This window comes from Chloroflexota bacterium, assembly GCA_016875875.1.
In the GTDB taxonomy this organism is placed as follows: domain Bacteria; phylum Chloroflexota; class Dehalococcoidia; order GIF9; family UBA5629; genus 9FT-COMBO-48-23.
Window position 1 is genome coordinate 147,145 of sequence record VGOP01000004.1, and the last position, 14,674, is coordinate 161,818.

Sequence of the window (14,674 nt, forward strand, 5' to 3'; positions counted from 1 at the left end):
GACAAAGATTCAAGCCTCGACAGTTGAGCATAAATAGTGCTCAATTGCACACAAATTCTGCTCGGCCTATACTATTGATATACGGCCAATGAAAAACACCGCTATTGCTAAAGTATTCCAGGATATGGCTGACCTGCTGGAGCTTAAGGGGGAGAACGTGTTCAAGATTCGAGCCTATCAGCGTGCGGCTCGCACCATCGAGCACCTGCCCAAGGAGATAGAAATAATGCTCCAGGAAGGCGAGGACTTGCAGACCATACCCGGCGTCGGCGAGGCAATAGCCAAGAAAAGCATCGAGCTGGTAAATACCGGCAAACTACATGTATACGAAGAGCTTAAAGCCGAGTTCCCTGAAGGCATAACTACCCTGCTAGAAATCCCCGGCATCGGACCCAAGACGGCAAACAGGCTCTCCAACGAACTGGGGATTAAGTCCGCTGACGAGCTGGAAGAGGCTATAAAAGACGGCCGGGTTGCCAAATTATTCCGCCTCGGCGATAAGACGGCCGACAACATACTGCAGCAAATTGAAGCCCTGCGCCGCAAAGACCAGCGTATACCCATAGGCGAAGCCCTGCCAGTAGTCGACGAGATATTTAAAGCCCTGCGTCCTCTACCCGGCGTGAAAAACCTGACCGCTGCCGGCAGCCTGCGCCGCTTCAGGGAGACGGTGGGCGATATCGACCTTATGGGCACCGCCGATAACCCAGAGGAGGTCATTAATGCCTTCGTGGCTTTGCCACAGGTGAGAGAGGTGCTGGCTAAAGGCCCAACCAAAGCCAGCGTCATCCTCCCCGGCGGACTTCAAGCCGACTTGAGAATGGTGGAGCATGATTCCTTCGGCTCACTGCTCCAGTATTTCACCGGCAGCAAGCAGCATAACGTCACACTGAGGACAAGGGAACAGAAAAGGGGGCTCAAGCTGAGCGAATACGGCATAACTGACACTAAGACCGATAAGCTGGAGAAATTCGCCACCGAGGAAGCCTTCTACCGCCGACTGGGCTTGCAGTACATCCCGCCGGAACTGAGGGAGGACCAGGGCGAAATAGACCTTGCTGAAAAAGGCAAAGTACCGAAGCTTGTAGAGCTATCAGACATAAAAGGGGACATCCACGCTCACACCGACTGGAGCGATGGCCATGACTCTATCGAAGCCATGGCTCAGGCAGCCAAAGCCCTCGGCTACCAGTACCTGGCAATCACCGACCACTCAGCCGGTAGAGGCATCGCCCACGGATTAAGCGAGGAGCGTTTGCGACAGCAGATAGAAGAAATCAAACAGCTCAATAAGCAGCTCAAAGGAATGCGCATCTTCACCGGCACAGAGGTGGACATACGCGCCGATGGCAGCATAGACCTGCCTGAGACACTTCTGGCCGATTTAGACGTCGTCATCGCTGCCATCCATTCAGCCATGACTCAAAGCGAGGAACAGATAACAAAACGCATCTTGGGCGCTATAGAAAACCCGCATATTGATGTTATCGCCCACCCCACCTGCCGCCTGCTCGGTGAGCGGGAGCCGGTAGCCGTTGACATGGAAGCCGTCTTCCGAGCCGCAGTCAAATACAATAAAGCTCTGGAAATAAACGCTATGCCCAGCCGACTCGACTTGAAGGATATTCATGCCTACCGAGCGCGGGAATTGGGGGTAAAGCTAATAATGGGCACGGATGCCCACAGCATTGCCCAGCTAGGCTTTATGCGCTTCGGCATCGGCGTAGCTCGCCGCGGCTGGTGCCAAGCTAGAGATATACTCAATACCAGGCCTACAAAAGAAATGCTGGCATTCCTCAGAAAGAATTAAGACATGCTTGCCACTATCGAATATGGACAGGTAACCCAGATTAGGCTGTGTCGCTATCCGGACTTCAATCCCGGCGGCACTGTGTCCACTTACCTGGTGGACAGCCTCTTGGTAGACAGCGGACCGGCTCATACTGCCGAGGAGTTGACAGAGTTCCTGAAAGGCAAAGGGGTAAAAACGGTAGTTAACACCCATTATCATGAAGACCATATCGCCGCCAATGCCTTGCTCAAAGAAAGATACGGCGTCGAGCTTCTGGCTCATCCCCTGGCGGTGAACAAAATCAACCAGCCAGCCAAACTTTATCCCTATCAGGAAGAGGTCTGGGGCTATCCTGTACCCAGCCAGGTTAAGGAAATCGGTGATAGCGTCACCACCGAGAATTTCCGTTTCGAGGTAGTCCCTACTCCGGGACATGACCGCGACCATATCTGCCTTTTTGAGAGAAAAAATGGCTGGCTTTTTACCGGAGACTTGTTTGTTGGCACCCGCCCCAATGTAGTCCGACCTATGGACGACGTGCGGCAAATAATAGCCGACCTCAAAAAAGTAAAGGATTTAAAGCCGCAAATACCCTTCCCCGCACCGGGAAAGGTGAGAACTGAGCCCGTGCCTGTGCTGGAACAGACCATCCAATACCTTGAGGATTTGGGGCAAAAGGTCATGGAGCTGCATGACAAAGGTTTATCTCCAGCCAAGATTGTGAAACAGATTTTCGGCAATGAGGCACCTTTAGCCGAATCGACCCAGCAGCAATTCTCATCGTTAAACATGGTAAAATCTCTACTTAAAACAGGTTAATCAAAATGTCACCAAAGGAAGCCAAAAATATGCCGACCACGGCTGCAGGCGATGCCAGAGCCATCGAGCATATCAAACAAGCTGTGGCTAATGGCAAGCACTGGTATACAGCTTTGCTCGAGGCTATCAAGCTGTGGAAAAGCGCTGAGGAGGATTATCATGGCCATCATCTCCGCTATTTGATTGATGGCGAGGCTTTTGACTGGCTATTACTGGCAGAGCGTCTAAGCGACGAGATAAGCCAGTCCATTCCAGAAAAAGAAAGAATCAACCTCCTTTTCTTTGACCTGCCGCCATTGGAGTTAACCAGAGAGGAATTCAAGAAATTGATAGGCCCGGTTAAATATCGAGCTTATCTTAATTATCTTTACGGCGTCCTCGTTGAGGAAAACCTGATTTCCGCTGTGGTTGACGAGATTCGAAAAGAAAGATTGGCATCAGGCTTAAATAAGCATGAGGACATACTTGATAAAGCATACCGCAGAATTTACGGCGATAACCAGCAGGCTTTGCTCGATAGCTTCAGAAAAGAAAAAAAACGCCCGAAGCGCAAATCTATGACCCTGGGCGAAATGAAGGAATTCACCTACTGGCTATTCAAATATCGAATAAAAAGGTGTGATAAGTCCCGCGTGGCCAGCGATACCAAAAAAGCCCTGATAAAGATGCAACGCAACCTGGCAGCCAAAAAGTCACCCCTCTAAACAGCACAACTGAATCCCACCTCCAAATCCCAAATTACAAGCACCAAATCTCAAACAATATCAAAATCCGAAGAACCAAATCCAAAACTACTGGCTTTTTGTCAGGATAGAGCTGAATATCTTCGTCAACTCTGCAGATTCTTTCAAGCGCATCGCTTGCTCCTGCCGTAAAGCAGGGCTACTCACTCCAATAAGTCTCAGCCAGTATCCACTCTCTTTAGCTTCCTTACGACATATCTTGATTCTCATCAAGAAATCCTTCTTCCCTAATGCCTCATTCGCTTCTATATAATTTGCTCCCACAGACGTCGCCGCTCGAACTAATTGCTTTGCAAGTTCTCCATCAATAACCGTCTTCGACAATTCCTTACAAAAATTAATCACACTCTTGGCAAAATTGAGGGTTCTCGCTTCTAGGTCGTATTGTTTTGAATTTTGATTTTTGGTCATTGGACTTTGTTTGGGATTTGTGTCTTGAGATTTGGAATTTCTAGTGTGCACAGCACACTAGCTAAGTTGTGTCAGTTCCTGCTTCAACCTAAGCAACTTGTCTTTATAACCTTGGAGCTTGCCCTTCTCTTTCTCTACCACCGCTGCTGGCGCCTTGGACATAAAAGCCGCATCTTTCAGCCTTTGCTCTAATCGGTCGATTTCCTGCTCAATCGTGCTGATTTCCCCTTCCAAACGTCGCTTCTCGGCAGCCACGTCAACCATGCCCGCCCAAGGCAAGACCACCTCAGCTTCCTTCAACACCAAGACCAGGGCTTTCTCCTCCTTTGCCTGACGCTGGTTGCGACTCAAAACAGCCAGTGGCCGGGCTTTGGCTAAGGTCTCTATAGCCTCAGACTGCGAAGCTATAGCTGACTGGAGTTTATCGGCGTAGACACGAGCTTCAATCCATTTGCCTGCTGCCACCTTGTGCTCAGCCCGGGCATTGCGTATGGAGCGGATGATTTCTGTAACCGACTCCATCACCGTCTCAGCCTCAGCATCGACAAATTTCTTATTGCCAACAGGGTACGGCGCAATGATGATTGAATCTGAATTGAGACTACCCTCAGGCAAACGCTGTTTCAGATTCTGCCACAGTTCCTCGGTGATGAAGGGCATAAAGGGATGGAGAAGGCGCAGCGCAGTCTCCAGAGCGAAGGCAAGCACGGGTAAAGGTGAAAAATCCGACCGGGACAGGCGGATTTTGGCTATTTCAATGTACCAATCACAGAATTCGCCCCAGAAAAAGTCATGGATTTGCCTCTCAGCCTCCCCGAACTGGAAATTAGACATCAACTCATCCACGCTTAAAACAAGGCGATTAAGCCGGCTCAAAATCCAGCGGTCCTCCATCGGCTCCGGACGCTTTGCCATCAACTTCGCTAAGGCTCCACTCTCTATCGGATTAGCTTCAAGACTTTGCAAGACAAACCTGGCAGCGTTCCACATCTTGTTGGCAAAGTTGCGCCCAGCTTCCAATCGGTGGGGACCAAGATTAATATCATTCCCCGGAGAAGTGCCGGTGGTTACGGCAAAGCGGAGGGCGTCAGTGCCATAGTCTTCTATAGCATCGGTGGGATTAAGGACATTCCCCCGCATCTTGCTCATCTTCTCGCCTTTCTCATCCCGAATCAGCCCGTGCAGATAGACAGTGTGGAAAGGGACATCTCCGGTGTCTTCCAGCCCCATCATAATCATACGGGCAACCCAGAAGAACAATATGTCATAGCCGGTTTCCATAACCGACGTGGGGTAGAAATACTTCAAGTCCTCAGTATCCTCAGGCCAGCCTAAAGTCGAATGTGGCCAAAGCGCCGAGCTAAACCAGGTATCGAGCACATCAGGGTCCTGGACGATATCATTAGAGCCACAATGTCCACAGGTTGAAGGCTCGTCGATAGCCACCGTCAATTCATTGCATTTCTGACAATACCACACCGGTATGCGGTGCCCCCACCACAACTGCCGGCTGATGCACCAATCGCGGATATTCTCCATCCAGTTAAGGTAGACTTTAGTAAAGCGCTCCGGGACTATGGCAATCTTATCATCGGTGACGGCTTTAATTGCCGCCTCAGCCAATGGCGCCACTTTTACAAACCACTGTTTGCTAACCTCAGGTTCCACCATGGTTTGGCAACGACCGCAGTGCCCCACTGAATGATGATGCGGCTCAATCTTCTCCAGCAGTCCGGCCTTCTCAAAGTCAGCCAACACCTTCTGCCTGCAAATAAAGCGGTCAAGCCCAGCATAAGGGCCAGCTTGCTCGTTCATGGTGGCATCAGGATTCAATATCTTTACTATCGGCAAATGCTGTCGTTCTGACATTTCGAAGTCCACCGGGTCATGGCCTGGGGTAATCTTAACAGCACCGGTGCCGAACGAAGGGTCAACAGCACTATCAGCGATAACAGGAATCACTCTCTTAATAACTGGAAGGACGACCTTTTTGCCCACCACAGCCTTGAAACGCGTATCATCGGGATTCACCGCCACGGCGGTATCACCCAGATATGTCTCCGGGCGAGTAGTAGCCACGGTGACAAAGCCATCGCCATCAGCCATGGGATAACGAAGGTAATACAGATTTCCCGTTATGTCTTTATGCTGGACTTCTAAATCAGAAAGGGCAGTCTGGCAGCGGGGGCACCAATTGACAATCCGCTCTCCACGATAAATCAAGCCTTTATTATATAGTCGGACAAAGGCAGTCCGTACCGCCCGGCTGGGCACCTCATCAAGGGTAAATCGCTCTCGAGTCCAGTCACAGGAAGCCCCCAGCCTCTGATGTTGGTATGTAATCGACTGCCGTGACTTCTTAACCCACTCCCAGACGCGCTCGATGAACTTCTCCCTGCCCAGCTTATGTCGGTCCAGTCCTTGCTCAGCCAGTTTCTGTTCTACGACCACCTGAGTAGCGATGCCAGCATGGTCAACTCCGGGCAGCCATAGCGCAGGCTCGCCTTTCATCCGATGCCACCTGATCATAATATCTTCCAGTGTAGCCGTCAGCGCATGCCCCAGATGAAGCTCGCCGGTGACATTAGGAGGCGGCATTATGATGACGAAGGGCTTTTTTTTGCGGTCTATCTTCGGAGTGAAATAGCCATGCTCCATCCAGAAGCGATACCACTTCTGCTCAACCTCACCTGGCTCATAAGCCTTTGGAATTTCAGGCATATCACATAACCCCAGCTATAAAGTAATGCGACCCCTCAGGGTCGCCTATCACACCAGCCTCAAAATACCGCACTACTAATAAATCTTACCTAAGTAGGGACAGACCTTCAGGTCTGTCCGCCTCGGACAGGTCTAAAGACCCGTCCCTACATTTTTTGACTGTCTCTTAGCCATGAGTTCCCTGTTAGCTTCAATAATCAATTGTGTAGCTTCCCTAATGTTTTCTCTTACTTCTTTCAAAGTTCGCCCTTGGGTGTTAACCCCCGGGAGCTCCTCTACATAGCCAATGTACCAATCTCCCCTTTTTTCAATAATTCCAGTGAACTCTCGTGACATTTCTTCTCCTTACGCTTTCCTAATGCGACACCTTCTCATTGGCTGGATAACTTCAATAAAATTTATAGCCCTGTACTATCTCTTTGCAGCCAAAAACTGGGCTACCTTATCCAGAATCTTGTCCGCCACTTCTCGCTTGGGCAAGAGGGGTAATTTCTCAACTTTACCCTTACGGTCAATTAGCACCACCTGGTTGGTATCAGCGCCGATGCCGCTAGCCCTAGCTGTTATGTCATTGGCAACGATAAGGTCAAGCTGCTTCTTTTCAAGCTTTTCCTTGGCATTAGATACCAGATTTTCAGTTTCAGCAGCAAAGCCAACCTTGAGAAACTTTCCCTTCACCTCAACCAGTATATCAGGCGTCCTCTCCAGTTCCAGCGTCAAACTGGAAGCTTGCTCCCGCTTAATCTTGCCCTTAGAGACCTTCTTAGGCCGATAATCAGCCACCGCCGCTGCCATTATCAGGACATCTGCTTTAGCCACAGCCTTCTTCACCGCCTCATACATCCCCTGAGCCGTGCCAACATTCACCACATCTACGCCGACCGGTTTTGAAAGAGCACTGGGCGCACTAACCAGCACCACCTGAGCACCGCGGTCTCTGGCGGCTTCAGCCAGTGCATAACCCATCTTGCCGGAAGAGCGATTGGTCAAGCATCGGACCGGGTCAACCGGCTCCTGAGTGCCGCCGGCAGTAACCACAATTCGCCTGCCTGCCAGATCACGGCTTCTACCCAAAACCTGGCGGATAGTACCTAAAATCTCGCTTACATCGACAAGGCGTCCCAGGCCTATTCCACCCGAGGCGAGCCGACCATAATCAGGGCCGACGATGGTGAAACCACGCGCCTTCAGCTTAGCCAGATTATCCTGGGTTACCTGGTTCTCATACATGCCGGCATGCATCGCCGGAGCCATGATAATAGGTGCCTTTGTGGCCAGCACAGTGCAGCAGAGCATATCATCAGCAATACCAGCAGCTATCCTGGCAATGATGTCCGCTGTAGCTGGAGCTATAGCCACCACATCAGCAGCCTTGGCCAGAGCTACATGCTCCACACTGTATTCAGAAGCCAACTCGAACATCTTGGTAACCACAGGCCTGCCAGTGATGTTACGAAAGGTCAATGGTGTTATAAACTCGGTAGCGGCTTCGGTCATAATAACCTCAACTCTAGCCCCCGCCTGCGTTAACTGGCTAGCTAATTCAGCAGCCTTATAAGCAGCGATGCTGCCGGTTACACCTAACACTACAGTCTTACCTTCTAACTCCATATCCCTAATCCTTTACCTTGTTCATTTCATAGATTAAACGCAAACCTATAAGCGTCAAGTCAGGATTTACCTCCTCGATTACCGGTGTTTCCCGAGCCAGGAGCTCGGCATAGCCCCCCGTAGCCACCACCTTTGCTTTACCTCCTAGTTCTTGCTGAATCCGAGTCACTATACCTTCAATCAGCCCGGCATAACCGAAGACTATGCCAGATTGCATAGCGGCAACAGTATTCCTACCGATAGCCCGTTTGGGATGAGTCAATTCCACCCGTGGCAGCACCGCAGTCCGGGCAAACAAAGCTTCCGTGGCAATAGCAATTCCTGGGGCAATAGCCCCTCCAAGATAATCCCCTTCCTCAGATACAACATCAAAAGTGGTGGCAGTGCCCAGGTCAATGACAATCACCGGGCCACCATATAGCGCATGAGCGGCTACCGCATTCACTATTCGGTCGGCGCCAACCTCCCTCGGGTTATCCATAGAGATTCGCACTCCTGTCTTGACACCGGCCTCTATCACTAAAGGAGCAACCTTTAGATATCGCCGGCACATCTCCTCAAAAACGCCTACCAGCGGAGGAACAACGCTGCATAATATCGCATCAGTAATTTTAGAAGCAGAAATACCCTGGCGCTCAAAAAGATTAAGCATCAAGCTGGCATATTCATCTGGCATACGATGAACACCGGTCGCCACCCTCCAGGTAGCCTTCAACTTACTACCATCAAAGATGCCAACAGTCATGTTAGTATTGCCAACATCAACAGCTAATAACACTACACTCACCAAACCTTAAGATGTCTCTCTCAGTTTAAGCCCCATTATCACCTTAGGTAAAACCGGCAAAAGGTCACTAGCCAACATCCCGACATCACCCATCTCCCGACTCACCATCTCTCCAGCCTCACCATGAAGATAGACACCACAAGCTGCAGCATCGAAAAGAGACATGCCTTGAGCCACCAATCCGGCAATCACACCAGTAAGCACATCACCAGTTCCGGCTGAGGCCAATCCCGGGTTAGCTACCTGACTGATTCGCGCCTGACCATCAGCTGCTGCCACAATAGTATATGCCCCCTTAAGCACAATCACCTTTCGCCACTCCATAGCCGCTTTCCGAGCAATCTCCAGGCGCTGCCGCTGCACCTCATCCACCGAAACTTCCGCGAGCCGCGCCATCTCGCCCGGATGTGGCGTAAGTATAGCATCCTGACTTAGCTTCTGCCACCAATGGGGTATCTGGGCTAAAGCATTCAAAACATCAGCATCAAGAACCAAAGCTGGAGAGGAACTTTTTGCCAAACTAAACAGAGTAGACTTAATAAACTCCACAACCTGTGGCTTTTGCCCCAATCCACATCCTATAAGCAAAACTTCGTAGCTTGGTAGTAACTCTTTTAGAACAGATACTGCTTTAGAAGCGATTATCCCAGCTTCAGCTTCTGGCAAAGGAGCATAAGTTACTTCAGCCATTTTCGCTGCCAGAATTGGCTGCAGACTCGAAGCCGTAGACAATGTTATCAGACCAGCCCCCACCTTAGCCGCTCCCATACAGGCAAGGTAAGCAGCTCCGATATAGTTGATTGAGCCAGCAACTACTAAAACTCTACCAAAGCTCCCTTTATTGGCACTAAGAGGACGCCTAGGTAACACCGATTTAACCCAATCCCCGGTGATTAGCTCGGTCGGTATATTCTCTGCCAGACTGGGCGGTATGCCGATATCAGCTATGATAACCCTGCCAGCCCTTTCAGCACCGGGGAAGTTGAATAATCCAGGCTTAGGATAACCAAGGGTAACAGTGGCATCAACATAGGGACAGCTTGGATCAACTGCCCCAGTATCAGAATCGAGTCCCGAAGGTACATCCACGGCGATAACTAAAAGCTCGGGATTCTTCTGCTTAGCCGCTATAACCCTGGTCAGCACTTCTTTAAACACACCACCAACAGTGCGACTTCTGCCTGTACCAAAGACGGCATCGATTATCACTTCAGAAGAAGCTAAGAGGCTGCCCAAACTGGCGAAATCCTTGTCCTGGTCAGCCTGAATAGTGATTATGCCCCGCTCTTGAGCTAGCGCCAGATTCTTATCGCTAGCTGGACGCTGACTGCACAAGTAAAGACTGACGTCAGCCCCCCAATCGTCAAGATAACGACCTGCCACCAGGCCATCCCCACCGTTATTCCCCGTACCAACTATGACTAAGATATGCTTGCCGATAACACCACCAATAAGCTTCCTGGTTTCCTCGGCTACAGCCCGCCCGGCATTCTCCATCAATGTTTCAGTGGTCAAACCGATGCCAGCAGCACTGCGGTCAATCTTCCGCATTTGCTCCGCGGTAACAATCTTCATAACCCAGACCGCCTTCCACTATTTCTATTTTTGTGCCGCGAACCTCTCCAGTTCCCGGCTCATTGCCTGCCAATGTGTGCCCCGCCAATAGATGCGATGACAGGACGGACACTCCATATACAGGTTCTGGGTATTAAAAACGTAAGGCGGGACTAAATCACGCACTTCGTCTCTATCCCTTTCTATCAGGTCCTCATTACACTCGAGGCAGATAGAGAACGGCCTAAATTGGTAGTCCAAGCTTAAAGTTCCAACAATCTGCTGCAATTGAGCTTTGGAGTCATCATCCTCAATTAAAATAGCCTTAAGTCTGCCACTGGTTACCAGCCGCCGCCTCATAATCTGCGTATCTTTAGTCAAAATCACCCTGTCTTGCGCCAAGGCGACTTTAACCATCTTGCCATCATCCTCTTCCGTGAAAAGCAAGGTATCGTATCCCATTATTCTCAACCACTTCCCCAGTTTGCCAACATTATTGTCAACGATAAACTTAATTTCCACAGCCTATCCCAGTTCAGCCACTAAATGACCCTCAGGGGATTAAAATCAACGCCGTAGTCATAGACGTCGATGTTTTCTTTCCGCTTTAAATAACCTACGACGACATAAGTTAACGGGGTAGCTATGACTTCATAGGCAGACTTTACCAGCCAGTGACTCAAAATCATGCTGCCCAGCACAGAAAGCGGCAGCAAACCTACAAAAGCTATAGTCAGAACAAACAATGTATCCACACCCTGCCCTACTAAAGTGGAGCCGATGGTTCTCGTCCACAGCCACCGCCCTTTGGTCGTTATCTTCATCTTGGCCAGAACGAAAGAATTGGCAAATTCACCAGCGAGATAAGCTGCAAAAGAAGCTAACAAGAAACGAGGAGTGCTACCCAGAATGTCCTCATAAGCATTTTGCGCCTCGAAAACCGGTGCTGGAGGTAGTATCCTACCTATCCAGATAGCCAGCACCGCGATCAAATTACACAAAAAGCCGAGCCAGATTACACGCCGTGCCTGCCGGTAACCATAAACCTCAGTAAGAATATCACCGATAATATAACTTATAGGAAAAATTATTATCGCCGCTGGTAAAATTATGCCACCGATGCTTATCTGCTTAGCAATTATGATGTTGGCCGTAATCAGACAGGTGACGAAAAGAGCCGCTACCACTACAAATCTATGAGAAACTGTCATCGCGAAAGCCCTTGCACCCAAGTCAACCTAAAGCCAATGCCTACGACGGAAGTACCAGAGCATAGTCATAGCAATACCAAACATGATGAAAAGTACTATCCCAAAAGTCCAGAAGGTGATCTCTCCCGCACTCGATAGCCCACCGGGTAAATGTATATTCATGCCATAAATACTGGCAATGAGAGTTCCCGGTGCCATAATCGCCATAACGATGGTTAGTATTCGCATTATCTCCTGAATCCTGTGGGAGGTTAGCCAGTTGCTGGTATCCACCAAGCCATCCACCACCTCCTTGCAATCTTCCAAGCCATCCCAAATCTTGCGAATATGGTCAGCAATATCGCCAAAATAGATGTCCTGGTCTTCTTTGAAGAACGAATATTCCTCTCGCTCCAGTGCCTCCACTACGCCGATTTGAGGGTGGATGACACGACGAAAGGAAATTAAGTCACGCCTGATTAGCGAGATTTCGCGCACTGTCTCCGGAACCGGCCTGGCAAAAATGAGGTCTTCCAACTTCTCAGCATTGTCTACCACCTTGTCAAGAATCGGGAAGCAATAATTTACCAGCCTATCCAGTATATGGTAGAGGAGAAAGCCCGAACTACGACTCATATAGGCGTTACAGATTCCCTCGTCGACATGGCACTCATTAAAAAATTTAGCTAAGGGCTTCAAATCACCCGACTTATGGACAGTGACCATGTAGTTCTCGCCGATAAATATATCTACCTCACTGGGATGCGTCACCCGATTCTCTTTGTCGTACACAGGGAAATGGAGCACAATAAAAAGGTGGTCGGGATACTCATCGATTTTAGGACGCTGCACTCGGCTCAAAACATCATCTAAATTTAGCGGATGAAAATTGAAGCTCTGAGCCAAATACTCAACATCCTGTGTAGTTGGTGTCTCGATGTAAATCCAGGTCAACTTGCCACAGGTAATCAAATTTGCATTTGACTTCTTCTCTTCATCAACCAAAGGCATCGACATGTTCCAAAACCCCCAAAGGTAAAATCTTGCCCTATTTTACCACAATTGAGGTTAACAAAGGGGAATAGATTGGAAGGTGCTTATGTGATTACAGGCGCTAAGCCAGAAAGGAAACTTATAAAGTTAACCTGTATCGCAGAGAAAAGGTTGTGATGACAGCGAATTCAACTCAATATACTCGCTCGTCAACTATCAGCTTATGCCATTCGGGAATCACCCCTTTGGCTACAAATTCAACCCGGTCAACCTTGATCCTTAACGCCTCGCTCACTACCTGGATTAACTCTTTTGCCAGGTTGTCCTTGTCAATTCTTTCCTCGGCTTTGAGCTCCACTTTGAGCGTCAAGTCATCCCGATGACCCGGCCTGGTCACCACTGCCTGATATTGAGCAACTTGCGTAAATTTGGCCATGGCTGGCTCAAGCTGCCGTGGATGAATAAACATGCCCCTGGTTCTAACGGCATCACCCACCCTGCCCAAAAGGCGTGTTATCCTAAGAGAAGTTCGGCCACAAGAGCAAGGCTCATCAATCAAACCGGCAAGATCTCCAGTGCCAAAACGTATCAATGGATAGGTCTCATCAATTGGAGTTATTACTATTTCGCCGACCTCACCAGGCTCAACCTGCTTCTCAGTCTCGTAACTAATCATCTCCAGTATTACACCCTCGGCAATGTGCATGCCACTCTTGGCACTACACTCAAAAGCTATTAGGCCGACATCGGCTGTTGCATAGATATCCCCGGTAGCAATGCCATATTTCTCCTCAACCGTTTTCCTGATTGGCCCACCACCCATCTCACCACCAATGACAGCTAGTCTAAGATTAAAATCTTTGCGAATATCAAGACCCATCTCCTCAGCCTTATTTATGATATTCATAAAGAAGCCCGTAGTGCCAATAAATCCATTAACTTTAAGCTGATGCATGACTTGGACTTGGAGCTCAGTATTTCCCACGCCCATCGGTATAACCGTAACCCCGGCTCGCCTTAATGTCTCATCAATGAGAAGCCCAGCCGGCACAAGGTTATACATCCAGCTGTTGACCACGATGTCTCCTTTACGAAACCCCACAGCTTTGACCAGGTAGACATGCCTCCGCCAGAAAGTTTCACTTTGATGATGCGGGTCATAAATGGGACCGGGGGAAACATAAACCCTCTCCAACTCGTTTATGGGCACAGTCACCAATCCGCCAAGAGGAGGATTTGCTTTGTATAAATCCACCAACGCATCCTTCCTCAGTAAAGGCAAATTCTCCAAATCCTTAATGCCGGACACTTTTGATGGCACAATACCCGCCTTATCAAACCTCTCTTTGGTTGCTGGAGCTTTTTCATAAGCATAAGCAACCAGCCACTTTAACTGTTCATCAAGGTGTTTCTGCCTCTCCCCACGGGACATCTTCTCCATTGCCTCAAATGGAGGTAAAGGTTTTTTTGCTTTCACTGCTCTTCTTTCTCCTTCATTTATTCATTTAAGCTGTTAATCATGTTTGCTACGGCGCCAATTTGGGCACCTTCCTGAATATCAGCAGCCAAGACTAAGAGGAACCCATAAACTCGAGCAAACATGGATTATTTTGGGCTTAGTTCTCTTGATAGCCCTTCCAGTCTAGACTATGAAAATTTTCTAGGCCAGACGCAAAAGTACTGAACTGAGCTAGCGAGTTAGTACCTGAGAGGTTAGCGCTATGCAACCAATAAAGCTGCTGGATTGGCGCAAACTGTATTATAGCTAATATCCTCTCTTATCAACAATGCGTTTGGCATCATCAGGAATGGCACCCTTGGCAACAAACTCCATGTGGTCAAACCTTACCTTACATACATCCCTGAAACTCTTATCCAGAGCACCCTTCAACTTCTCCTTATCAATATCTCCATCGGCAAGTTCAGCCATAAGAATCATCTCATCCCTATGCTGAGGACGAGTGACCACCAGCTGATACCGTCGAACCTCAGGAAATTTAGAAATCGCTTCATCCGTCTGCTTGGGATGGACAAACATCCCCCTCACCCTGAC

Annotated in this window: 14 protein-coding genes; 3 read left to right on the forward strand and 11 right to left on the reverse strand. The window is 49.2% G+C overall.

Annotated features, from left to right (window positions below; translation table 11 throughout):
- The first annotated feature begins 88 nt into the window (after positions 1–88).
- From polX to FJ023_04705, 3 genes are read left to right on the forward strand one after another with little or no spacing between them, the layout of a single operon-like run.
- Positions 89–1,810, forward strand: a complete 1,722-nt coding sequence (gene polX, locus FJ023_04695; GenBank protein ID MBM4446636.1) for a DNA polymerase/3'-5' exonuclease PolX — start codon at positions 89–91, stop codon at positions 1,808–1,810.
- A 3-nt stretch (positions 1,811–1,813) separates the two neighbouring features.
- Positions 1,814–2,611, forward strand: coding sequence for an MBL fold metallo-hydrolase (locus tag FJ023_04700; protein ID MBM4446637.1), 798 nt, complete (start codon positions 1,814–1,816; stop codon positions 2,609–2,611).
- A 5-nt stretch (positions 2,612–2,616) separates the two neighbouring features.
- Positions 2,617–3,315: a hypothetical protein gene (locus tag FJ023_04705; GenBank protein ID MBM4446638.1), complete on the forward strand. Its 699-nt coding sequence runs from the start codon at positions 2,617–2,619 to the stop codon at positions 3,313–3,315.
- Positions 3,316–3,402: 87 nt separating this feature from the next.
- On the opposite strand, the gene FJ023_04710 is transcribed toward FJ023_04705, so the two are convergent.
- The 11 genes from FJ023_04710 to FJ023_04760 all read right to left on the reverse strand — a co-directional run.
- The gene (locus FJ023_04710) at positions 3,403–3,765 is read right to left on the reverse strand and encodes a four helix bundle protein (GenBank protein ID MBM4446639.1); all 363 of its coding nucleotides are present in this window, start codon (positions 3,763–3,765) and stop codon (positions 3,403–3,405) included.
- Between the two features lie 57 nt (positions 3,766–3,822).
- Positions 3,823–6,501: a valine--tRNA ligase gene (locus FJ023_04715; protein ID MBM4446640.1), complete on the reverse strand. Its 2,679-nt coding sequence runs from the start codon at positions 6,499–6,501 to the stop codon at positions 3,823–3,825.
- A 117-nt stretch (positions 6,502–6,618) separates the two neighbouring features.
- Positions 6,619–6,822 (reverse strand): type II toxin-antitoxin system HicB family antitoxin, encoded by a 204-nt coding sequence (locus FJ023_04720; protein ID MBM4446641.1) that lies wholly within the window; start codon positions 6,820–6,822, stop codon positions 6,619–6,621.
- A gap of 75 nt (positions 6,823–6,897) precedes the next feature.
- A complete protein-coding gene (gene coaBC, locus FJ023_04725) occupies positions 6,898–8,097 on the reverse strand; it encodes a bifunctional phosphopantothenoylcysteine decarboxylase/phosphopantothenate--cysteine ligase CoaBC (GenBank protein MBM4446642.1) in 1,200 nt (399 codons plus the stop codon).
- Between the two features lie 4 nt (positions 8,098–8,101).
- Positions 8,102–8,875 (reverse strand): type III pantothenate kinase, encoded by a 774-nt coding sequence (locus tag FJ023_04730; GenBank protein MBM4446643.1) that lies wholly within the window; start codon positions 8,873–8,875, stop codon positions 8,102–8,104.
- Between the two features lie 15 nt (positions 8,876–8,890).
- A complete protein-coding gene (locus FJ023_04735; GenBank protein MBM4446644.1) occupies positions 8,891–10,459 on the reverse strand; it encodes an NAD(P)H-hydrate dehydratase in 1,569 nt (522 codons plus the stop codon).
- A gap of 24 nt (positions 10,460–10,483) precedes the next feature.
- Entirely contained in the window at positions 10,484–10,960 is a 477-nt protein-coding gene (locus FJ023_04740; protein MBM4446645.1) for a hypothetical protein, read from the reverse strand.
- A 20-nt stretch (positions 10,961–10,980) separates the two neighbouring features.
- Complete coding sequence (locus tag FJ023_04745; protein MBM4446646.1) at positions 10,981–11,649, reverse strand: queuosine precursor transporter; 669 nt, start codon at positions 11,647–11,649, stop codon at positions 10,981–10,983.
- A 27-nt stretch (positions 11,650–11,676) separates the two neighbouring features.
- On the reverse strand, positions 11,677–12,645 hold the full coding sequence (locus tag FJ023_04750) for a magnesium transporter CorA family protein (protein ID MBM4446647.1): 969 nt from the start codon (positions 12,643–12,645) through the stop codon (positions 11,677–11,679).
- Positions 12,646–12,814: 169 nt separating this feature from the next.
- On the reverse strand, positions 12,815–14,098 hold the full coding sequence (locus FJ023_04755; protein MBM4446648.1) for a phenylacetate--CoA ligase: 1,284 nt from the start codon (positions 14,096–14,098) through the stop codon (positions 12,815–12,817).
- Between the two features lie 288 nt (positions 14,099–14,386).
- Positions 14,387–14,674: phenylacetate--CoA ligase (locus FJ023_04760; protein MBM4446649.1), on the reverse strand; the 288-nt coding region annotated here is incomplete at its 5' end.